The sequence below is a fragment of the Pseudomonas gessardii genome (genome assembly GCF_001983165.1).
GTDB lineage: Bacteria > Pseudomonadota > Gammaproteobacteria > Pseudomonadales > Pseudomonadaceae > Aquipseudomonas > Aquipseudomonas gessardii.
On sequence record NZ_MNPU01000022.1, the window covers coordinates 18,670 to 41,167 of the forward strand.

Consider the following 22,498-nt stretch of genomic DNA (forward strand, 5'->3'; position numbering starts at 1 on the left):
GGCGGGGTCATGCGCGTCCTGATTATTGAAGACGAAGAAAAAACCGCCGACTACCTGCATCGCGGGCTGACGGAGCAAGGCTACACCGTGGACGTGGCCCGCGACGGCATCGAGGGCCTGCACCTGGGCCTGGAAAGCGACTACGCGGTGATCGTGCTCGATGTGATGCTGCCCAGCCTCGACGGTTTTGGCGTGCTGCGCGCGCTGCGGGCGCGCAAGCAGACCCCGGTGATCATGCTCACCGCCCGCGAGCGCGTGGAAGACCGCATCCGCGGCCTGCGCGAAGGCGCCGACGATTACCTGGGCAAGCCGTTTTCCTTCCTCGAACTGGTGGCGCGCCTGCAAGCCCTGACCCGCCGCAGTGGCGGGCATGAGCCGGTGCAGGTGACCATCGCCGACCTGTGGATCGACCTGATCAGCCGCAAGGCCAGCCGCGCCGGCCTGCGCCTGGACCTGACCGCCAAGGAGTTCTCGCTGCTCAGCGTCCTGGCGCGGCGCCAGGGCGAGATCCTGTCCAAGACGGCGATTGCGGAAATGGTCTGGGACATCAACTTCGACAGCGACGCCAATGTGGTCGAAGTGGCGATCAAGCGCCTGCGGGCCAAGCTCGACGGGCCCTTCGAGCATAAGCTGCTGCACACCATCCGTGGCATGGGCTATGTGCTGGAGAACCGCAGTGTCGAGTAACTCGATTGCCCTGCGCCTGAGCGGCATGTTCACCCTGGTGGCGCTGGTGATTTTCCTGCTGATCGGCGGCGCGTTGTACCAGCAAGTGGACCGTGGCCTGGGCTTGTTGCCGGGGGCCGAGCTGGATGCGCGCTACAGTGTGCTGGAGTCGTCGATCAAGCGTTTCGGCACACCGGATCACTGGGTGAAGATGACCAGCAAACTCAAGCTGCTGGGGGAAGAGGACACGCGGATTCGTTTCTGGGTGGTGAGCAGTGACCCGACCTACGAGTACGGCAACCCGGACGCCCGCCTGCGCAAATTCGCCGCCGGGCCCACGGGCATGCGCGACTTGTACCTGCCAGGGCATGCCTACCCGTTCAAGGTGCTGGTCAGCCAGTTTCCGGCCAAGGACCAGCGCCCGCCGCTGCGCTTTATGATCGCTATCGACACCGCCAACTTCCGCACCACCCAGCACCATCTGCTGATGGCCTTGATCAGCCTGGCGTTTGTCGGCGTGGTGCTGGCTTCGCTGCTGGGCTTCTGGGTCGCGCGTATCGGCCTCAAGCCGCTGATCAAACTCTCGGATGAAGCGCAAAAACTGGCACCGCCGAAACTGTCCGGGCGCTTGCAACTGTCGCCACTGCCGCCGGAACTCAAGCAGTTCGTCAATGCCTTCAACTCGACCCTGGAGCGCGTGGAAACCGCCTACTCACGCCTGGAATCCTTCAATGCCGACGTGGCCCACGAACTGCGCTCGCCGCTGACCAACCTGATCGGCCAGACCCAGGTCGCCCTGACCCGTGGCCGCTCGGCCGAGCATTACTTCGAGGTGCTGCAATCGAACCTGGAAGACTTGGAGCGCCTGCGCTCGATCATCAATGACATGCTGTTCCTGGCCAGCGCCGACCAGGGCAGCAAGGCCACCAAGCTGATCGAAAGCTCCCTGGCCGATGAGGTGGCGACCACCCTCGACTACCTGGACTTTATCCTCGAAGACGCCCAGGTGCAGGTGACGGTGAGCGGCGATGCCCAGGTACGGATCGAAAAGGCCCATTTGCGCCGGGCCCTGATCAACCTGCTGAACAATGCCGTGCAGCACACCTCGCCGGGGCAGGTGATCGCGGTGCGGATTGAAGCGCAGGCGCAGCAGGTGCTGATTGGCGTGACCAACCCAGGGGAGATGATCGCCAGCGAGCACCTGCCCCGCTTGTTCGAGCGCTTCTACCGCGTGGACGCCTCACGCAGTAACAGCGGGGCCAATCATGGGCTGGGCCTGGCCATCGTCAAGGCGATCGCGCTGATGCATGGCGGGGATGTGTTTGTGCGCAGTGAGCACGGAGGCAATACCTTTGGTATCACCCTGCCGATCTAAATGTTAAAACCGCCATACCATCAAAATGTGGGCTTGCTCCCACACAAGCCCATCCCCATAGGTGGATCCTCGTTGTCTTGACTGTTGCGATTTGGGCAATAGTTATTATCTTGTTACACTCTGTACCGTACCGCTCGCCTGCGCCACTATGTCGCATCGACGAGCGAGACGGCAAAGACAGCCGACCCGCCCTGCCATTTCCCTCGACTTATTGCCAGGGCTCTATACTGGGAATCTGTCTTAAAGCCGCTGACTTCAGCGGCTTTTTTTTGCCGTAAAAAAAGGCCAGGAACGCCCCACAACATTGGCCATTTAGACTGACCCAAAGGAGCTCCCCGGTGAAAACCGCGCTGACACTCACCCCGCTATTCCTCGCGATTGCAGCAACTATCCCCCCGCTCGCCCATGCAGCAGACGCCCCAGCCGCTGACGGTTTTGTCGAAGGCTCCAGCCTCACGATCAACACCCGCAACTACTACATGAACCGCGACCGTCGTGACACCCACACCGACGACAGCAAAGAGTGGGGCCAGGGTTTGCTCGGGATCTTCGAGTCCGGCTACACCCAGGGCACTGTGGGTTTTGGCCTGGACGCCCATGCCATGCTCGGCCTGAAACTGGACGGCGGCGGCGGCACCGACGGCTCCAGCATCCTGCCGTACGGCAGCGGCAACGGCAAAGCGCCGGGCTCGTTTTCCACCGGTGGCGGCACCCTGAAAATGCGCGCCCTGGATACCGAACTCAAAGCCGGCGACCTGTTCCTCAACAACCCGGTGATTGCCGGTGGCATGACCCGCATGCTGCCCGAGACCTTCCGTGGTGTCAGCCTGACCAACCACAGCCTTGACGGCTGGATGCTCGAAGGCGGCCAGGCCAGTTTTGCCAAGCTCTACAACCAGAGTGGCCACGGGCGCATCGGCACCAGTTATGGCGTGCTGCCCAAGGGCCAGGACAGTCAGCATATGACCTGGGCCGGCGTAGCCTGGAGCGGCCTGCCAGGGCTGACCAGCAACCTGTACGCCGCCGAACTCAAGGACGTGTGGAACCAGTACTACTACGACCTGGACTACACCTACGCACTCAACGACCTGGTCAGCCTCAACCCCGGCCTGCACTTCTACCATACCCAGGACACCGGCCATGCCCTGCTGGGGGATATCGACAACAACACCTACAGCCTGCATTTCACCGTGGGCGTGGGCAATCACAGCGTCACCGCCGCATACCAGCGGGTCAACGGCAACACCCCGTTCGACTACATCGTCCAGGGCGACAGCGTGTACCTGGACAACTCCCAGCAATACTCGGACTTCAACGGCCCCAACGAGCGCTCGTGGAAACTCAAGTACGCCTATGACTTCGCCGGCCTTGGCGTGCCCGGCCTGACCTCGGCGGTGTCCTATATCAGCGGCAAGACCGACCTGACCAAGGTCGATCCCAACAGCCGGGGCTATTCGGCCTGGTACAGCGCCGATGGCAAGAACGCCAAGCACTGGGAACGGGATATCGACCTCAAGTACGTGATACAGGGCGGCAAGGCCAAGGACCTGTCCGTACGCCTGCAATGGGCGACCAACCGTGGCAGCAATGGCTACTCGGCAGTGGACCGCGATGTGGATGAGTACCGGGTGATCGTCGACTACCCGATCAATGTGTTCTGACGGCCCATTATCTTTTTTGCCAGCGCGGGCCGCTTGCCCTTGAAATGGGAGCGCGCCCGCCGCTCGACCGAACCCTGGGCCCTGTTGATGATTGGCACCGATCACTGCAAGGCCTTCACCGACCGCCATGGCCACCAGGGCGGCGGCGAAGCATGGCCAGAACGCAGAAATAAAAAAAGGCCACCCGAAGGCAGCCTTTAAAAACTAAAGAAAGAGAGTGGTTACTTACACCGCCGCAACGGGACGCATGTAAGAGATCGGTGCAGTGCTGGCATCTTCAAAGGTCACGACTTCCCAAGCATCTTTCTGCTCAATCAACTTGCGCAGGAGCTGGTTGTTCAGTGCATGGCCCGACTTGAAGCCTTTGAACTCACCTATCAGGCTATTGCCCAGCAGGTAGAGGTCACCAATTGCATCGAGGATCTTGTGCTTCACGAATTCGTCTTCATAGCGAAGGCCGTCTTCGTTCAGTACACCATCCGCGTCGACCACGATGGCGTTTTCCACGCTGCCGCCGAGTGCGAGGTTGTGCTTGCGCAGGTACTCGATGTCACTCATGAAACCAAAGGTACGGGCGCGGCTGACTTCTTTTACGAACGAAGTGCTGGAAAAATCCACGCTTGCACTTTGGGTGCGGTCACGGAATACCGGGTGATCGAAATCGATCTCAAAGCTCACTTTAAAGCCTTCAAACGGAACGAAGGTGGCGCGCTTGTCGCCGTCTTCTACTGTCACTTCCCGCAGAATGCGAATGAACTTCTTGGCTGCGTCCTGTTCTTCCAGGCCGGCAGATTGAATCAGGAATACGAAAGGTCCAGCGCTACCATCCATGATCGGGACTTCAGACGCGGAGAGCTCGACGTAGGCGTTATCGATGCCCAGGCCAGCCATGGCCGAGAGCAAGTGCTCCACCGTGTCCACTTTGACGTCACCGTTGACCAATGTGGTCGACATGGTGGTTTCGCCAACGTTTTCCGCGCGAGCAGGAATCTGCACCACAGGGTCCAGGTCGGCACGAACAAACACGATGCCGGTGTCGACAGGTGCGGGCTTGAGGGTCAGGTATACCTTCTCCCCGGAGTGCAGACCTACACCTGTGGCACGGATAATATTCTTCAGGGTGCGTTGTTTAATCATGGCTTGGACCGCTTCAGCGCAAATTGCGAACTGGTATCAACAAAGGCTGGCGATAATAACAGACCAGACCTTTGCTGAACACCAATCACCTTCATAGCCCTGATACATTCCATTAATCGGCCTGACGACGCAGGAAAGCCGGGATGTCCAGGTAGTCCAGATCATCTTGCGGATTCGGGCTACGGGACGCCGCAGCACCGGCCTGGGCCTGGTTGCGCATCACGGTCGGACGATCCAGGTCACGGTAGTTCACCGACGGCAGTTCCTGGCGAGCAGGTGCTGGAGCGGCGGCCGAGGCCTGGCTGGTGTGCACGGTATTGTCGATGACCTTCACAGGCTTCTCGATTTTTGCGCCCAGACCCGTGGCAACCACGGTCACATGCAGTTCGTCGCGCATGTCCGGGTCGATAACGGTACCGACCTTGACCATCGCGTGCTCGGAAGCGAAGGCTTCGATGATGCTACCCACGTCGGAGTACTCACCCAGGGACAGGTCGGGACCGGCGGTGATGTTCACCAGGATGCCGCGTGCACCTTGCAGGTTCACGTCTTCGAGCAACGGGTTGCGGATGGCCGCTTCGGTCGCTTCGCGTGCACGGTTAGGACCGCTGGCGCAGCCAGTGCCCATCATCGCCATGCCCATTTCGCTCATGACCGTACGCACGTCGGCAAAGTCGACGTTGATCATGCCCGGACGCTTGATGATGTCGGAGATACCGCGAACGGCACCGGCCAGTACGTCATCGGCCTTGGCGAAAGCCGACAGCAGGCTGGCGTCTTTACCGAGGATGGTCAGCAGTTTCTCGTTGGGGATGGTGATCAACGAGTCCACGCTTTCAGACAGCAGACGGATGCCTTCGTCGGCGATCTGCATGCGCTTGCGGCCCTCGAACGGGAACGGACGGGTCACGACCGCGACCGTCAGGATCCCCATTTCCTTGGCCACTTCGGCAATGATTGGCGCCGCACCGGTACCGGTACCGCCGCCCATGCCGGTGGTGATAAACACCATGTTGGTGCCTTGCAGCACTTCGGCAATACGCTCGCGGTCTTCCAGGGCGGCTTGACGGCCGACTTCTGGATTGGCGCCAGCGCCCAGGCCCTTGGTCACGGCTGTGCCCAATTGCAGGATGGTCCGCGCGCCGATGCTTTTGAGCGCCTGGGCATCAGTGTTGGCGCAGATGAATTCAACGCCTTCAATGTTGCTCTTGACCATATGATTGACAGCGTTGCCGCCGCCACCGCCAACACCGATTACTTTAATAACCGGGCTTGCGGGGATGTTGTCTACGAGTTCGAACATTTTCCCTCTCCTTCATTTCTCTAGTTTTTTCGCCTACTACTTGAAACGGTGTTGCGGTAAATCGTTAGAAATTGCCTTTCACCCAGGCTTGCAGGCGCTCCAGCAACGGCGCTTTGGGCTCGTCACTGCTATAGCTTTCGCGGCTGCCAATGCCCGACAGGGAAATGCCGTCGGTCTGCTTTTGCAGGCCATACAACAGCAAGCCCACACCGGTGGAATAAATCGGGTTGCGCACCACGTCGCCCAGGCCCTTGACGCCATGGGGCACGCCCAGGCGGACCGGCATGTGGAAGATTTCCTCGGCCAGTTCAACCGCGCCTTCCATCTTCGAGGTGCCACCGGTCAGCACGATGCCGGCCGGGATCAAATCTTCGTAGCCGCTGCGGCGTAGTTCAGCCTGGATCAGGGTGAACAGTTCGTCGTAGCGCGGCTCGACCACTTCGGCCAGGGCCTGGCGCGACAGTTCGCGCGGTGGGCGGTCGCCCACGCTCGGCACCTTGATGGTTTCACCGGCACCGGCCAGCTTGGCCAGGGCGCAGGCGTAGCGGATCTTGATTTCTTCGGCGTACTGGGTCGGTGTGCGCAGCGCCATAGCGATGTCGTTGGTCACCTGGTCGCCGGCAATCGGGATCACCGCAGTGTGACGAATCGCACCTTCGGTAAAAATCGCGATATCGGTGGTGCCGCCGCCGATGTCCACCAGGCACACGCCCAGCTCTTTTTCGTCGTCGGTCAGGACCGAATACGCGGAAGCAAGCTGCTCAAGAATGATGTCGTCGATTTCCAGGCCGCAGCGGCGCACGCATTTTTCAATGTTCTGTGCGGCATTCACGGCGCAGGTCACCACGTGGACCTTGGCTTCCAGACGTACGCCCGACATGCCCAGGGGCTCACGCACGCCTTCCTGGTTATCGATCACGTAGTCCTGCGGCAGGGTGTGCAACACACGCTGGTCAGCCGGGATCGCCACGGCCTGGGCGGCGTCGAGGACGCGCTCCAGGTCGGCCGAGCTGACTTCACGGTCGCGGATCGCCACGATGCCGTGGGAGTTCAGGCTGCGGATGTGATTGCCCGCCACACCGACGAACGCCGAGTGAATCCGGCAGCCGGCCATCAGTTGCGCCTCTTCGATGGCGCGCTGGATCGATTGCACGGTGGACTCGATATTGACCACCACGCCCTTCTTCAGGCCCCGGGACGGATGCGTGCCGATTCCGACGATTTCCAGCGTGCCGTCGTCCGCGACCTCGCCTACCAGCGCCACCACTTTGGAGGTGCCGATATCGAGACCGACGATCATTTTGCCGCTTTGCACGTTTGCCATGGGTCCTGCCTCTTCTTAATTCTTCGCGACAGCGGGCTGCGCTGTCGTGGGCGCAGCCGGTTCGCGCCAGCTAACGGCCAGGCCGTTGGCGTAACGCAGGTCGATGCTCGCAATGTTCGTAATCTGTTCTTTCAGGGTTTTGTCGTAGATGGCGATAAAGCGGCGCATCTTTTCCACCAGGTGGTCGCGTCCCAGCAACAACTCGATGCCCGGGCCGGAACTGCCTGCCCCGGTGGTCAAAAACCAGCTGCCCCGCTCGCGCAATTCCAGGCGCGCAATGGAGAAGCCCAGTGGCCGCAGCATCTGGCTCAACGCCTGGTACTGCTGCATCACTTGTTGCTGTGCCCGTTGCGGCCCGAACAACTGCGGCAAATGCTCGTAATTGGCCAGCTCACGCGGGTTGAACGCCTGGCCCTGGTTATTCAACAGCGCTTCGTCGCCCCAGCGGGCCACGGGCAGTTGCTCTTCCAGGCGGATCGTCACTTGATCCGGCCACACGCGCCGTACTTCGGCGTGGGCAATCCACGGCATCTGCTCCAGCTCGGCACGCATGCCTGCCAGGTCGATGGTGAAGAAGCTCGCCGCGACAAAAGGCGCGATCCGCTGCTGCACCGCTTGCTGGCTGATGTAGCTCAAGTCGCCCTGCACGCTGATCTTGCTGATCGGGCGGTCGGCATACGGCAACAGGCGCTGCGCACCTTCATAGGTGCCAAAGCCCAACGCCACCAACAACACCGGCCAGAACAGGGCCTTGAGAAAACCAAAGTTGGCTTTCGGCAGGCGCGCCGACATCGGCTCTTTAGCCACCATTCGACTGGCACCCCGCGGCACCGGCTTGCGGCCGGGAGCGGGTGGCTGATGACGAAGCGATGCGCCTTGCATGGTCTTAACCTCGTGCCTCTATATAGCTAGCCGCCAGAATCGCCAGCACCAACTGCTGGAAGTCCAGGCCGGCTGCGCGTGCAGCCATGGGCACCAGGCTGTGGTCGGTCATGCCCGGTGCGGTGTTGACTTCCAGGAACCAGAAGTTCCCCTGGTCATCCTGCATCACGTCTGCCCGCGCCCAACCGGCGATACCCAACGCCTCACAGGCTTGCGCCGTGAGGTCCATCAATTCCTGCTCTTTGGTTGCATCGAGGCCGCATGGGATCCGGTACTGGGTATCGGAAGCCAGGTACTTGGCGTCGTAGTCATAAAAGGTGTGAGGCGTGCCCAATGCGATGGGCGGCAATACCTGGCCACGCAGGGTGGCGATGGTGTACTCGGGACCCTGGATCCACTGTTCCACCAACACTTGCGAATCGTAGGTACTGGCCGCTTTCCATGCGTCGATCAATTCGGCGGCCGAGTTCACTTTGGCCATGCCGATACTGGAGCCTTCATGGGCTGGTTTGACGATCAAAGGCAGGCCCAGTTCCTTGGCCGCCGAAATACAATCGTCTTCACTGCACAACACGCGGTGACGCGGCGTCGGAATGCCCAGGCTGTGCCACACCTGCTTGGTGCGCAACTTGTCCATGGCCAGGGCCGAGGCGAGGATGCCACTGCCGGTGTAGGGAATGCCGGCGCACTCCAGCAGGCCTTGCATGCTGCCGTCTTCACCGCCACGGCCATGAAGAATGATAAAGGCGCGGTCGATCTTCTCGGCCTGCAGGCGGGCGAGGAAGTCATCGCCCACGTCGATGCCAAAAGCGTTCACCCCGGCGCTTTGCAGCGCCTGGAGCACGGCATTGCCGGACTTGAGCGACACTTCACGCTCAGCGCTCTTGCCGCCGAACAGCACGGCTACGCGGCCGAAGTCGGCAGGCGCGATGGTGGAGAACAGGGAGTCGTAGTTCGTAGTCATTTCGACTTCCCCTGTACAGCGGCGGCAGCAAACAGCGGGCTCGCCAGCAATTTAGGGGCAAGGCCGCCGATATCACCGGCACCCTGGCACAGCAGGATGTCGCCGGCACGCAGCAGCGGCTTGACGATCGGCGCCAGGTCCACACCCCGCTCGATATAGATCGGGTCCAGTTGCCCGCGCTGGCGGATGCTGTTGCACAGCTTGCGGCTGTCGGCGCCGGGGATCGGTTCTTCACCGGCCGGGTAGACTTCCATCAGCAGCAACACGTTGGCATCGGCCAATACATTGACAAAATCGTCGTACAAATCGCGGGTGCGGCTGTAGCGGTGCGGCTGGTAGACCATCACCAGGCGACGCTCCGGCCAGCCACCGCGCACAGCCTTGATCACGGCCGCGACTTCGGTCGGGTGGTGACCGTAGTCGTCCACCAGCATCACGTCGCCGCCGTCTACCGGCAACTGGCCGTAGACCTGGAAGCGCCGGCCCACGCCGGCAAAACCCGACAGGCCTTCGACGATGGCTTCATCGCTGACGCCCTCATCGGTGGCGATGCAGATGGTCGCCAGGGAATTGAGCACATTGTGGTTGCCCGGCATGTTCACCGACACATCCAAGGGTTCACGATCCGGGCGCAGCACGGTAAAGAAGGTCTGCATGCCTTGCTGACGGACATTGATCGCACGTACGTCGGCGTCTTCGCTGAAGCCGTAGGTCACGGTAGGACGCTTGACCAGCGGCAGGATTTCCCGCACCACCGGATCGTCCAGGCACACCACGGCCAAACCGTAGAACGGCAGGTTATGCAGGAACTCGACGAAGGTTTTCTTCAACTTGTTGAAGTCACCGTCGTAGGTCGCCATATGGTCGGCGTCGATGTTGGTGACCACGGCCACCAGCGGCTGCAGGTGCAGGAAGCTGGCATCGCTCTCATCGGCTTCGGCGATCAGATAGCGGCTGGTCCCCAGTTGTGCATTGGTACCTGCTGCATTCAGCCGGCCACCGATCACGAAGGTCGGGTCCAGGCCGCCGGCGGCGAACACCGAGGCGATCAGGCTGGTGGTGGTGGTCTTGCCGTGGGTGCCGGCGACCGCGATACCGTGGCGGTAACGCATCAGCTCGGCCAGCATCTCGGCGCGGGGCACCACGGGAATGCGCCGCTCAAGGGCAGTGGCCACTTCCGGGTTGGTGGTGTTCACGGCACTGGAAACCACCAGTACATCGGCCTGCGCGGCGTTCTCGGCACGGTGGCCGATAAAGATCTGCGCGCCAAACGACTCCAGGCGCTCGGTGACCGGCGAGGTCTTGAGGTCGGAACCGGAGACCTGGTAACCCAGGTTCAGCAACACCTCGGCGATCCCGCACATGCCCACGCCGCCGATACCGACGAAGTGGATGCGCCGGATGCGGCGCATTTCTGGTTGTGGCATGGCTTTTTGATTCTCAACCATGGGCCACCTCCAGGCAGATATCAACCACGCTGCGGGTGGCGTCGGGTTTGGCCAGGCGGCTTGCGGTACTCGCCATGCTGTTCAGTCGTTCGGGTTGCATCAAAACCTCAGTCAGGCGTGCGGCCAGGTCGGCGGCGCCAGTCGTTCTTTGCGGCAGCAGGAAGGCAGCGCCCTCCCCGGCCAAATATTCGGCGTTGCGGGTCTGGTGATCGTCGATGGCATGGGGCAAGGGCACCAGCAAGGACGGCAGACCGGCGGCAGCCAGTTCACTGACGGTCAACGCACCTGCGCGACAGACCACCAGGTCGGCCCAGCCATAGGCATGGGCCATGTCTTTGATAAAGGGCTCGACCGTCGCCTCGACCCCGGCCTCGCGGTAGCGGGCGGCAGTCACTTCATCGTGGTTCTTACCAGCCTGGTGGAAGATCTCGGGACGCAGGTCCACAGGCAGTTGCGCCAGCGCTTCTGGCAGCAATTTGTTCAACGGCTCGGCGCCCAGGCTTCCACCCAGGATCAGCAGGTGCGCCTTGCGCCCGGTCAGGGCCTGGCGGGCAATGTCCATAAACAGTTCGGTACGCACCGGGTTACCGGTGGTGCGGCGCTTGTCCATGGCTGCAAACGTATTCGGGAATGCCTCGCAGACCCGCGCCGCCAATGGCGCCAACAGGCGGTTAGCAGTACCGGCCACAGCGTTTTGCTCGTGGACGATCACCGGCACACCGGCCAACCGCGCGGCCACACCGCCGGGACCGGTGACATAGCCACCAAAGCCCAGCACACACACCGGCTTCAACTCACGGATCACCTTGCGTGCCTGCCATACCGCCTTGAGCAACACCAACGGTGCCTTGAGCAACGACAACTTGCTCTTGCCGCGCAGGCCGCTGACGTTGATCAGGTGCAGGGGCAAACCGGCCGCCGGGACCAATTCATTTTCGATGCCACGGGGCGTCCCCAGCCAATGCACGGTGTAGCCGCGGGCCTGGAACTCACGGGCACAGGCCAGCGCCGGGAACACGTGGCCGCCGGTGCCACCAGCCATGATCAGCACGTTAGCGCCCATGGGTCGGCTCCTCGGCAAAATCGCTCTCGCTAAATTCCATCTCTTCGCTGCCCAAATGGGTTCGACTCTCCCACTCGATACGCAGCAACAAGCCCAGACAGGCACAGCAGATCACCAACGAACTGCCGCCATAGCTGAGGAACGGCAGGGTCAAGCCCTTGGTCGGCAGCAGGCCGACGTTCACGCCAATGTTGATCAGGAACTGGCCGATCCACAGGAAGGCCAGGCCGTACGCCACATAGGCGGCAAAAAACTGTTTGGCTTTCTCGGCCCACAGGCCGATGTACATGGCCCGCACGCAGACGAACACGAACAACCCGACGGTGGCCAGGGAGCCAACCACGCCCAGTTCTTCGGCGAGTACCGAGAACACGAAGTCGGTATGGGCTTCCGGCAGGTAGAACTGCTTCTGCACGCTGTTGCCCAGGCCCACGCCCAGCCACTCGCCGCGACCGAAGGCAATCAGCGCCTGGGTCAACTGGTAGCCGGAGCCGAACTGGTCGGACCACGGGTCGGTAAAGGTGATCAGGCGTGCCATCCGGTAGGGTTGCGCCTGCACCAGGATGGTCACGGCCGCCACCGCCAGGCCAACCATCAGGGCAAAGCGGAACAAGCCAACGCCACCCAAGAACAGCATCGCGGCCGCAGCGCCCATCATCACCACGGTGGCGCCGAAGTCCGGCTCCATCAGCAACAGGCCAGCCATGGGCAGCAGCACGATGAACGGCTTGAAGAAGCCCATCCAGCTTTCCCGCACTTCTTTCTGGCGACGCACCAGGTAACCGGCCAGGTAAATCACCACGAACACCTTGGCGATTTCCGAAGGTTGTACGTTGAACGCGCCGAAGCCGATCCAGCGCATCGAACCGTTCACCTCGCGGCCAATGCCGGGGACGATCACCATCACCAGCAGGCCGAAGGCACCGAGCAGCATCAGCCAACCCAGGCGCTGCCAGGTGGCGATAGGGATCATCATGGTGACGATGCACGCACCGAGGCCAATCACCAGGTAAATCAGGTGGCGGATCATGTGGTACAGGGTGTTGCCCGACTGCACGGCGGCCACTTCCGAGGACGCCGAGGTGATCATCACCAGGCCCAGGCCCAGTAGCGCCAGGCAACCGGCAAGCATCGGGAAGTCGAGGTCGATCCCGCGCCCGGTAATGATCGGCGATGGGTACGGCTTGATGATGTTCTTCAGGTCCAGACTCATGCCAAGCCCTCCACGGCACGGGCGAACAACTGGCCGCGTTCTTCGTAGTTCTTGAACATGTCGAAACTGGCGCACGCCGGCGACAGCAGCACCGCATCACCGGGCTGGGCCAGGGCGCGGCACTGAGCGATGGCATCGTCCAGGGAAGTGGCGCGCACTTGCGGCACCGCGTCGCCCAGGGCGGCGGCGATCAAGTCGCTGTCACGACCCATCAGCACCACGGCACGGCAATGAGCAGCCACCGGGCCCTTGAGGTCCTTGAAGTCGGCACCCTTGCCATCGCCACCGGCGATCAGCAGCAGTTTGCCGTCGATATCGGCACCCAGGCCTTCGATGGCGGCCAGCGCGGCGCCGACATTGGTGGCCTTGGAATCGTTGTAGTAGCTCACGCCATCCAGGTCGCGCACCCACTGGCAGCGGTGTTCGAGGCCGGCGAAGGTGCGCAGGCTCGACAGCATCGCGTCGAACGGCAAGCCGACCGCATGCCCCAACGCCAACGCCGCCAGGGCATTGGACTGGTTGTGGGCGCCACGGATTTTCAGTTCACGCACCGGCATCAGGTTCTGGAATTCGAAGGCCAGGTATTTCTCGCCATTCTCTTCACGGATACCAAAGGCCTTGAAATCGGGTTTGCTCAGGCCGAAGGTCCAGCATGGCAGGCCCTCGCCCATCAACGGACGGCTCAGGGCATCCTGGCGGTTGACCACTACCTGGCGCGCACCACGGAAGATCCGGTGCTTGGCCAGGTGATAAGCCGGCAGGCCACTGTAGCGGTCCATATGGTCTTCGCTGACGTTCAACACGGTGGCCACTTCGGCGCCGAGCTGATCGGTGGTCTCCAACTGGAAGCTCGACAGTTCCATGACGTACAGCTCGATATCGTCGCTGAGCAAATCCAGGGCCGGCGTACCGAGGTTACCGCCCACCGCCACGCGCTTGCCGGCCGCAGCCGCCATTTCGCCGACCAGGGTGGTGACGGTGCTCTTGGCGTTGGAGCCGCTGATCGCCACGATGGGCGCCTTGGCGTTACGCGCAAACAGCTCGATATCGCCGGACAACTTCACGCCACGCGCCGCTGCCGCTTGCAGGGCCGGGGTCGCCAGGGCCAGGCCGGGGCTCACGTAGAGCTCGTCGGCACGGCACAGAAATTCCACATCCAACTCGCCACAACGCACTTCCACGTGCGGGTAGTCACGGCGCAGCGTGACCAGCTCCGGTGGATTTTCCCGCGTATCGGCCACGGCAAACGACGTGCCCCGGTTCGCCAGGAAGCGAACCAGGGACATGCCGCTCTTGCCGAGGCCGACAACGATGCGGAAGTGGTCTGAAGCGATCAGGGACACTCGTTTCTACCTCAGTTTCAGGGTGGCAAGGCCAACCAGCACAAGAATCACGGTGATGATCCAGAAACGGACGATCACCCGTGGCTCCGGCCAGCCCTTGAGTTCAAAGTGGTGATGAATCGGCGCCATGCGAAACACGCGGCGGCCGGTCAACTTGAAGGACGCCACCTGGATCACCACCGACAGGGTTTCCATCACGAACACACCGCCCATGATGAACAGGACGATTTCCTGGCGCACGATCACGGCAATGGTGCCCAGGGCCGCACCCAGCGCCAGGGCGCCGACGTCGCCCATAAACACCTGGGCCGGATAGGTGTTGAACCACAAAAAGCCCAGCCCGGCACCGATCAGCGCGCCGCAGAACACAATCAATTCACCCGCGCCCGGGACATAAGGGATCAGCAGGTATTCGGCGAATTTCACGTTACCCGACAGGTAGCAGAAGATGCCCAGGGCGCCGCCCACCATCACCGTCGGCATGATCGCCAGGCCGTCGAGGCCATCGGTCAGGTTGACCGCGTTGCTGGAGCCGACGATCACAAAGTAGGTCAGCACCACGAAGCCAATGCCCAACGGGATGCTGACATCCTTGAGCATCGGGAAAATCAGGGTGGTTTCCACCGCGCTTGGCGCCGTCATATAAAGGAAGATCGCCGCGCCCAGGCCGAACACCGATTGCCAGAAGTACTTCCAGCGGCTTGGCAGGCCCTTGGAGTTCTTCTCGATCACCTTGCGGTAGTCATCGACCCAGCCGATGGCGCCGAACAGCAGGGTCACCAGCAACACCACCCACACATAGCGGTTGGCCAGGTCGGCCCAGAGCAAGGTGCTGATGCCGATGGACGACAGGATCAACGCGCCGCCCATGGTTGGAGTGCCAGACTTGGACAGGTGCGACTGCGGGCCGTCATTGCGCACGGACTGGCCGATCTGCAGGTTTTGCAGAGTACGGATCATCCATGGCCCGAGGAACAGCGACAAACACAGCGCGGTCAGCACACCCAGAATCCCGCGCAGGGTCAGGTACTGAAAGACCGCGAAGCCTTTGTGGAACTGTTGCAGATACTCAGCCAGCAGCAGCAGCATTAATGTTTCTCCGTACTTGAGCCACACAAGGCCGCGACGACGTTTTCCATCACCGCGCTGCGCGATCCCTTGATCAAAATGGTTGTGTGTTTGTCGTGTTCGGCCGCGCCCAGCGCCTGGATCAATTCGGCCTGGCTCGCGAAATGCCGCGCGCCTGCACCGAACGCAGCGACGGCATGGGCCATGTTCGGGCCGACGGCGTAGAGGGCGTCGACTTTGCCACTGGCGTAGGCACCCACTTCGCGGTGGGACTGTTCGGCCCAGTCGCCCAGTTCGGCGATATCGCCCAGTACCAGGACCTTGCGTCCGGCGAAGCCTTTGAGCAGGTCAATGGCCGCGCAGACCGAGGACTGGTTGGCGTTGTAAGTGTCATCAATCACGCGCATGCCGTTGCTCGCCAGTTGTGCCACGGTGCGGCCCTTGACCGGCTGCACGGCGCCAAGGCCGGTGGCAATGCCGAACAGCGACACGCCCAGAGCGTAGGCGGCAGCCGCAGCAGCCAGGGCGTTGGCAACGTTATGGTTGCCCAGCAGGTTCAGTTGCACGTGCTCGTCACCCTGCGGGCTGTGCAGGGTGAAGGCCGGGCAGCCACGGGCGTCGAGCGTGATGTTCGAGGCATGGAAGTCGGCTGCGGCGTTGTGCACGGCAAAGCTCAAGACCTTGCGCCCGGCGGCACGTCCACGCCAGGTTTCAAAGGCCTTGTCATCGAGGTTCAGGACTGCGGTCCCGGAAGCGTCCAGGCCTTCAAGGATTTCACCCTTGGCCTGGACGATCTTCTCGGGGCCGCCAAACTCGCCAACGTGGGCGGTCCCGGCGTTGTTGATAATGGCGACGTGCGGCCGGGTCATGGCCACGGTGTAGGCAATCTCGCCAATGCGCGACGCGCCCAGCTCGATCACGGCGGCGGTATGTTCCGGGGCCAGTTCCAGCAAGGTCAGCGGTGCGCCAAAATCATTGTTGAGGTTGCCACGGGTGGCCAGCACCGGCCCGCGCGTACGCAGAATACCGGCGAGCAGTTCCTTGACCGTGGTCTTGCCGCTGGAACCGGTGATCGCCGCCACCGGGTTGGTAAATGCAGCACGGTTCAGCGCGCCCAATTGGCCAAGGGCCAGGCGGGTGTCGGCCACCAGCAACTGCGGCAGGGTCGAGTCAGTGACTTCACGCTGCACCAGGGCGCCGACCGCGCCTTTGGCAGCCACCTCATTCAAGTAGTCATGCCCGTCGAAACGCGGGCCGGCCAGGGCGACAAACAGTTGCCCCGACTTGATGTTGCGACTGTCGATACTGACACCGTCGAAGCTGCAATCGCTCGACAACACACGGGCCGACAAAGCCTGGGTCAGTGCGCTGAACGTCATGGCCTTAAGCATGGGCCACCTCCCACGCGGTCAAGGCGCGATCAGCCTCGACCAGATCGGAGAAGGCATGGCGCTCGCCGTTGATTTCCTGGTAGTCCTCATGGCCTTTGCCGGCCAGGACTACCACATCGTCAGCGCTGGCGCTGGCAATCAATTGGGCAATGGCCGCGCCACGACCGGCCACAAACGTCACGTGGGCGGCGTCTTTGAAGCCGGCGCGGATATCCTCGAAAATCTGGCTCGGCGCTTCGCTGCGAGGGTTGTCATCGGTGACCAGCACGCCGTCGGCCAGGCGCTCGACGATCTCGGCCATCAGCGGGCGTTTGCCGCGATCGCGGTCGCCGCCACAGCCGAACAGGCACAGCAACTTGCCCTTGGCATGAGGGCGCAGGGCTTCAAGGACTTTTTCCAGGGCATCCGGGGTGTGGGCGTAGTCGACCACCACCAGTGGCTGCGTCCCGCCCCCCAAGCGCTGCATGCGCCCGGCTGGGCCTTCGAGCTTGGGCAATACACGCAGGATCTCATCCAGGGCGTAATCCAGGCCCAGCAAGGCGCCGATGGCCGCGAGGACGTTGCTCAGGTTGAAGCGACCGAGCAAGGTGCTGCGCAAATGGTGCTCGCCCTGGGGCGTGACCAGCGTAGCGAGTACGCCTTCGTCATTGAACTGGGCTTCGCGGCAATACAGGTAGGCGCTGGCGTCTTCCAGGCTGTAGCTGATCAGGCGCGCTTCGCTTTTTTCGGCGGCCAGTTGGCGACCGAATGCGTCATCGAGGTTCACCACGCGGCACTTCAGGTCAGTCCAGCCGAACAGCTTGGCCTTGGCGGCGGCGTACGCCTGCATGCTGCCGTGGTAATCCAGGTGGTCGCGGGACAGGTTGGTCATCACCGCCACGTCGAACGCCAGGGCACTCACCCGGCCCTGGTCCAGGCCGTGGGACGACACTTCCATGGCCACCGCCTTGGCCCCGGCCTTTTTCAGGTCGGCCAGGGTCGCCTGTACGGCAATCGGGTTCGGCGTGGTGTGCAGGCCGCTTTGCAGCGCGCCATAGAAACCGGTGCCCAGGGTGCCAACGATGCCGCAGTGCTGCCCCAAAAGGTCCAGCGCCTGGGCCACCAGCTGGGTAACGCTGGTCTTGCCGTTGGTGCCGGTGACGCCAATCAGGTTGAGCTGGCGGCTCGGGTCGCCATAAAAACGCCCGGCGATATCCGACAGCTGCGCTGCCAGGCCCTTGACCGGAATCAACGGCACATCGGTCATCGGTAATACAGTGGCGCCTTCGACTTCATAGGCCACGGCCGCCGCACCGCGTTGCAAGGCGTCGGCAATATGGGCCCGGCCATCGAGCTTACCGCCCGGCACGGCCAGGAACAGGTCGCCGGCGCGTACGCTACGGCTGTCCAGGCTCAGTTCGCGAATCAACAGATCGCGGCCAGCGTGGGCGAAAATCTTGTTCAGGCTAAGAGACATCAGCCGCGCCCTCCATTGGCTTTTACAGCAGCAGCCGGTGGTCCGGCGTTGGCTTGTTGAGTCGGCGGCAGGTTATCCGGCGTAATGTTCATCAAACGCAGGGTGCCGGACATGACTTTGCTGAAGACCGGCGCCGAGACCAGGCCACCGAAGTAGCCGGCCTTGCTCGGTTCGTCGATGACCACCACGATGGCGTATCGCGGGTCGCTCATGGGACCGAAGCCGGCGAACAGCGAGCGGTAGGAGTTTTCCGCGTAGCCCTTGGTGCCCACCGAGGTCTTGCGCGCGGTACCAGACTTGCCGGCCACGTGATAGGCCGGCACCTGGGCACGGAACACGCCGCGTGGCGCCTCGATCACTTGTTGCAGCATGGTCTGCATGGTCTTGGCGACGTTTTCCGGGATGACCTGTTCGGATTTCGGCGCTTCGTCCACGTGGATCAGGCTCAACGGCGTCATACGGCCATTGTTGGCCAGCACGGAAAAGGCGTGGGCCAGCTGGATCGCGGTCACCGACAGGCCATAGCCGTAGGACAGGGTCGCGGTCTCGGCCTTGCGCCATTCACGGTAGTTGGGCAGGTTGCCGACGCGCTCGCCCGGGAAGTCCAGGCCCGTGGGCTGGCCCAGGCCGATCTTCTGCGCCAGGTGGTAGATGGTCTCGCCGCCGATATCAAAGGCGACTTTACTCATGCCCACGTTACTGGAGTTGATCAGGATGCCGGTCAGGTCCAGCACCGGGCCTTCGCTACGGGAGACGTCGCGAATGGTGTATTTGCCCAGTTGCAGGGTGCCGGGATAGACCTCGACCTTGTCGGTGGGCTTCCAGCGCCCGGATTCCAGGGCCGCACTCATGGAGATGGCTTTCATGGTCGAACCCGGCTCGAACACGTCGATCATCGCGCGGTTGCGCATCATCGCCGGTTGCAGGTTGCGACGGTTGTTCGGGTTGTAGGTCGGCTGGTTGACCATGGCGAGGATCTCGCCGGTCTTCACGTCCATGATCACCAGGCTGCCGGCCTTGGCGCCGTTCTCAATGATGGCGTTACGCAGCTCGCGGTTGGCCAGGTATTGCAGGCGCAGGTCAATCGACAACGCCAAGGGCTTACCGGCCTTGGCGTTTTTGGTGACCTGGACATCCTTGATCAGTCTGCCGCGCCGATCCTTGATGACCTGCCGCTTGCCGGGAACCCCGGCCAGCCACTCGTCGTAGGCCAGTTCCACCCCTTCGCGGCCATGATCGTCAATGTCGGTGAAGCCCACCATATGGGCAGTGGTCTCGCCGGCCGGGTAGAAACGCCGAAATTCCTCGATGCCGTAGACACCGGGGATTTTCAGGTCGAGCACGCCCTGGCCCTGTTCAGGGGTGAGGCCGCGAACCAGATAGATGAATTCTTTATTGGCCTGGGCTTCAAGACGGTCCTTGAGGGCCTTGGGGTCCTGGCCGAGGGCGTGGGCCAGCTCGGTCCATTTGTCCTTGGCCACTTGCAGTTCCTTGGCATTGGCCCACAGGGTGGTGACCGGAGTACTGACAGCCAGGGGCTCGCCGTTACGGTCGGTGATCAGCCCGCGGTGCGCAGGAATCGGGATATGCCGCAGGCTGCGGGCATCGCCCTGGCCGATCAGGAAGTCGCGATCCACCACTTGCAGGTCGATGATGCGCCAGGCAATCGCGCCCACCATCAACGCGAGCAAGCCCAGCACGACGCGGAAGCGCCACGGGTAGAGTGCGCCTTCGAGTTTCATCATGGCGCCACCATGCGGACTTCCGCGGCGCCAGGAATGTGCATCTTCAGCTGTTCGGCGGCCAGCACTTCGATGCGGCTGTGGGCCGTCCAGGTGCTTTGTTCCAGGATCAACCGGCCCCATTCCGCCTGGGCCTTGTCGCGCACGCTCAATTCGCCGTACAGGCTATTGAGCAACTGGCGATTCCAGTGGGCGCTGTAGGACACCGCAATTGCGGACACCAGCACGCCGACGTACAGCAGCATCATAAAGAAGCTGCCGCCCGGCAGGGGCTTGGCGAAAAGCCTGCTCACCGCAGCTTCTCCGCAACGCGCATGACGGCGCTGCGCGCACGTGGGTTGGCCTTGAGTTCGGCTTCGGATGCGAACTGCGCTTTGCCATGGACTTTGATTTTCGGCACAAAGGCTTCAAACCGTACCGGCAGGTTGCGCGGCAGGTTATCGGTTTCGCCCTTGACCAGACGCCGCATAAACAGTTTGACGATACGGTCTTCCAGGGAGTGGAAGCTGATCACCACCAGGCGACCACCCACTTCCAGGGACTCCAGGGCCGCCTCAAGGCCAGCCTCCAGGTCACCCAATTCGTTGTTGACGTGAATACGCAAGCCCTGGAATGCGCGGGTTGCCGGGTTCTTGCCCTTCTCCCACGCCGGGTTGGCGACTTTCAGCACTTCAGCCAGGTCGGCGGTGCGCTCGAACGGCTGGATCTCCCGGCGTTCGACCACGGCACGCGCCATGCGGCCGGCGAAGCGCTCTTCGCCGTATTCCTTGAACACACGGGTGATTTCTTCGTGGGGCGCGGTAGCGATGAACTGCGCGGCGCTGATGCCACGGCTCGGGTCCATGCGCATGTCCAGCGGGCCATCGTTCATGAAACTGAAGCCGCGCTCCGGGTCGTCCAGCTGCGGCGAGGACACGCCCAGGTCCAGCAGAACCCCGGCCACCTTGCCCGCCATGCCCCGCTCGGCGACTTCCGCGCCCAGCTCGGCGAAGCTGCGCTGCACAACGACAAAGCGGCCGTCTTCGGCCGCTAGCGCTTGCCCGGTGGCAATCGCCTGGGGATCCTTGTCGAACCCAAGGAGTTTGCCCTGCGGGCCGAGCCGGCTGAGGATCAACCGGCTGTGCCCACCGCGCCCGAACGTGCCATCCAGATAGCAGCCATCAGGGCGCACGGCGAGAGCCTCGACGGCTTCGTCAAGCAGCACGGTGATGTGGTTAAAGCCGCTATCAATAGTCACAGGATCAAATCACGCAGTTCATCAGGCATGGCGCCCGGTTGTTGAATAGCAGCCAGGTCAGCTGCAGACACAGCATCCCAGGCATCTTCGTCCCACAATTGGAACTTGTTCAGTTGGCCTACCAGCATCGCGCGCTTATCGAGCTTGGCGTATTCGCGCAGACGCGGTGGAACCAGGAAACGACCACTGCCATCGAGTTCGAGATCGACGGCATTACCAATCAGCAAACGTTGCAGGCGACGGTTTTCTTCACGCAACGAAGGCAGAGCGCGCAACTTGGTTTCAATCAACTCCCACTCATCGAGGGGGTAAACACACAAACAAGGGTCAACGGCATCAATCGTGATGATTAATTGCCCGGAACTTCGCGAAATGAGCTCGTCACGATACCGGCTCGGCATGGCGAGACGGCCTTTTGCATCGAGACTGATAGCGTTAGCTCCGCGAAACACAGGTGCGTTTCTCCAAATTTTAGCGTTTTACGTTCAAAAAACCCACTTTGTGCCACTTTCCGCCACTTGCGCACACTATAGGAATGCGCCCACCACACCGTCAAGGCGCGGATTAAAGGAAAAGCCTTACAGAACGGAGATTTAGGAGCGTAAAAGGAGGAGAAACGGGAGTTCGGCGATGTTTTTGACTCAACAACCCCAAATAGCTCAAAGAGCTAGAGCTGGAACTTAAAGTAATTTATTAAGAGTAAGATTTTTTCGGTATTACGAAGACGCATCTGCCAATGATTTGGCAGGGAGGGATTCTTGCGTTACTACCTGGTTTCTGCCCGAGACTCGTGCAAAAGGAAAAAGGTGGAGAGTCGATCTATAAGCCGGGTTCTGTCTTGAACAGTCATTCGTCTACGATGGCCATCACTGGACATCTTTAGCAACCTACCCGGTTCCAGCGCGGGCCACGCCTTGGAACCCTATTTGGTCTTGCTCCAAGTGGGGTTTACCTAGCCACGAACTGTTGCCAGTCGCGCGGTGCGCTCTTACCGCACCTTTTCACCCTTACCGGCACCGAAGTGCTTAGGCGGTTATTTTCTGTGGCACTTTCCGTAGGCTCACGCCCCCCAGGCATTACCTGGCACTTCGCCCTATGGAGCCCGGACTTTCCTCCCCCCCCTAATTTTCATAGAGGGCAGCGACTGTCCAATCGACTCTCCGCCGCGAAGGTTAACGGCACGGCGGCCTTAGAACAAGTATTAAAAGACAGCATTGCCATCATG

19 protein-coding genes and 1 other RNA gene are annotated in these 22,498 nt (G+C 61.8%); 3 read left to right on the forward strand and 17 right to left on the reverse strand.

The features are described from left to right. Window positions 1-9: 9 nt before the first annotated feature. The 3 genes from BLL38_RS16340 to BLL38_RS16350 all read left to right on the forward strand — a co-directional run bounded on the left by BLL38_RS16340 (window position 10) and on the right by BLL38_RS16350 (window position 3,702). Window positions 10-687, forward strand: coding sequence for a heavy metal response regulator transcription factor (locus BLL38_RS16340; RefSeq protein ID WP_076963494.1), 678 nt, complete (start codon window positions 10-12; stop codon window positions 685-687). Then, window positions 677-2,041: a heavy metal sensor histidine kinase gene (locus BLL38_RS16345; protein ID WP_076963495.1), complete on the forward strand. Its 1,365-nt coding sequence runs from the start codon at window positions 677-679 to the stop codon at window positions 2,039-2,041. Before BLL38_RS16340 ends, BLL38_RS16345 begins: the two co-directional genes overlap by 11 nt. 338 nt (window positions 2,042-2,379) lie before the next feature. Next, window positions 2,380-3,702, forward strand: coding sequence for an OprD family porin (locus BLL38_RS16350; protein ID WP_076963496.1), 1,323 nt, complete (start codon window positions 2,380-2,382; stop codon window positions 3,700-3,702). Between the two features lie 225 nt (window positions 3,703-3,927). Here BLL38_RS16350 and lpxC read toward each other — a convergent pair whose 3' ends face one another. The 17 genes from lpxC to rnpB all read right to left on the reverse strand — a co-directional run bounded on the left by lpxC (window position 3,928) and on the right by rnpB (window position 22,433). After that, on the reverse strand, window positions 3,928-4,839 hold the full coding sequence (gene lpxC / locus BLL38_RS16355; protein ID WP_029297841.1) for a UDP-3-O-acyl-N-acetylglucosamine deacetylase: 912 nt from the start codon (window positions 4,837-4,839) through the stop codon (window positions 3,928-3,930). 112 nt (window positions 4,840-4,951) lie between these two features. After that, entirely contained in the window at window positions 4,952-6,142 is a 1,191-nt protein-coding gene (ftsZ, locus tag BLL38_RS16360; RefSeq protein WP_057444456.1) for a cell division protein FtsZ, read from the reverse strand. A gap of 64 nt (window positions 6,143-6,206) precedes the next feature. Next, a complete protein-coding gene (gene ftsA / locus BLL38_RS16365) occupies window positions 6,207-7,466 on the reverse strand; it encodes a cell division protein FtsA (RefSeq protein ID WP_029297837.1) in 1,260 nt (419 codons plus the stop codon). A gap of 15 nt (window positions 7,467-7,481) precedes the next feature. Further along, complete coding sequence (locus BLL38_RS16370; RefSeq protein WP_076963497.1) at window positions 7,482-8,348, reverse strand: cell division protein FtsQ/DivIB; 867 nt, start codon at window positions 8,346-8,348, stop codon at window positions 7,482-7,484. A gap of 4 nt (window positions 8,349-8,352) precedes the next feature. After that, complete coding sequence (locus BLL38_RS16375) at window positions 8,353-9,312, reverse strand: D-alanine--D-alanine ligase (RefSeq protein WP_076963498.1); 960 nt, start codon at window positions 9,310-9,312, stop codon at window positions 8,353-8,355. Next, window positions 9,309-10,760 carry a UDP-N-acetylmuramate--L-alanine ligase gene (murC, locus tag BLL38_RS16380; protein WP_076963499.1) on the reverse strand — a complete coding sequence of 484 codons (1,452 nt, stop codon included), beginning with the start codon at window positions 10,758-10,760 and terminating at the stop codon, window positions 9,309-9,311. The genes BLL38_RS16375 and murC overlap by 4 nt, the downstream gene beginning before the upstream one ends. After that, window positions 10,753-11,823 carry an undecaprenyldiphospho-muramoylpentapeptide beta-N-acetylglucosaminyltransferase gene (gene murG, locus BLL38_RS16385; RefSeq protein WP_076963500.1) on the reverse strand — a complete coding sequence of 357 codons (1,071 nt, stop codon included), beginning with the start codon at window positions 11,821-11,823 and terminating at the stop codon, window positions 10,753-10,755. Before murG ends, murC begins: the two co-directional genes overlap by 8 nt. Beyond that, on the reverse strand, window positions 11,813-13,036 hold the full coding sequence (gene ftsW / locus BLL38_RS16390) for a putative lipid II flippase FtsW (protein ID WP_057958504.1): 1,224 nt from the start codon (window positions 13,034-13,036) through the stop codon (window positions 11,813-11,815). The genes murG and ftsW overlap by 11 nt, the downstream gene beginning before the upstream one ends. Beyond that, on the reverse strand, window positions 13,033-14,379 hold the full coding sequence (murD, locus tag BLL38_RS16395) for a UDP-N-acetylmuramoyl-L-alanine--D-glutamate ligase (protein WP_076963501.1): 1,347 nt from the start codon (window positions 14,377-14,379) through the stop codon (window positions 13,033-13,035). The genes ftsW and murD overlap by 4 nt, the downstream gene beginning before the upstream one ends. A gap of 6 nt (window positions 14,380-14,385) precedes the next feature. Next, complete coding sequence (mraY, locus tag BLL38_RS16400) at window positions 14,386-15,468, reverse strand: phospho-N-acetylmuramoyl-pentapeptide-transferase (protein WP_076963502.1); 1,083 nt, start codon at window positions 15,466-15,468, stop codon at window positions 14,386-14,388. Then, the gene (locus BLL38_RS16405) at window positions 15,468-16,838 is read right to left on the reverse strand and encodes a UDP-N-acetylmuramoyl-tripeptide--D-alanyl-D-alanine ligase (RefSeq protein ID WP_076963503.1); all 1,371 of its coding nucleotides are present in this window, start codon (window positions 16,836-16,838) and stop codon (window positions 15,468-15,470) included. The genes mraY and BLL38_RS16405 overlap by 1 nt, the downstream gene beginning before the upstream one ends. Then, complete coding sequence (locus BLL38_RS16410; protein WP_076963504.1) at window positions 16,831-18,294, reverse strand: UDP-N-acetylmuramoyl-L-alanyl-D-glutamate--2,6-diaminopimelate ligase; 1,464 nt, start codon at window positions 18,292-18,294, stop codon at window positions 16,831-16,833. Before BLL38_RS16410 ends, BLL38_RS16405 begins: the two co-directional genes overlap by 8 nt. Then, entirely contained in the window at window positions 18,294-20,036 is a 1,743-nt protein-coding gene (locus BLL38_RS16415; protein ID WP_162843722.1) for a peptidoglycan D,D-transpeptidase FtsI family protein, read from the reverse strand. Before BLL38_RS16415 ends, BLL38_RS16410 begins: the two co-directional genes overlap by 1 nt. Continuing rightward, window positions 20,036-20,329 carry a cell division protein FtsL gene (gene ftsL / locus BLL38_RS16420; protein WP_076963506.1) on the reverse strand — a complete coding sequence of 98 codons (294 nt, stop codon included), beginning with the start codon at window positions 20,327-20,329 and terminating at the stop codon, window positions 20,036-20,038. The genes BLL38_RS16415 and ftsL overlap by 1 nt, the downstream gene beginning before the upstream one ends. Then, complete coding sequence (rsmH, locus tag BLL38_RS16425; RefSeq protein ID WP_076963507.1) at window positions 20,326-21,273, reverse strand: 16S rRNA (cytosine(1402)-N(4))-methyltransferase RsmH; 948 nt, start codon at window positions 21,271-21,273, stop codon at window positions 20,326-20,328. Before rsmH ends, ftsL begins: the two co-directional genes overlap by 4 nt. Next, the gene (gene mraZ / locus BLL38_RS16430; protein ID WP_003171868.1) at window positions 21,270-21,725 is read right to left on the reverse strand and encodes a division/cell wall cluster transcriptional repressor MraZ; all 456 of its coding nucleotides are present in this window, start codon (window positions 21,723-21,725) and stop codon (window positions 21,270-21,272) included. The genes rsmH and mraZ overlap by 4 nt, the downstream gene beginning before the upstream one ends. 354 nt (window positions 21,726-22,079) lie before the next feature. Further along, an RNA gene (gene rnpB, locus BLL38_RS16435) (RNase P RNA component class A) lies at window positions 22,080-22,433 on the reverse strand. Window positions 22,434-22,498: the final 65 nt, after the last annotated feature.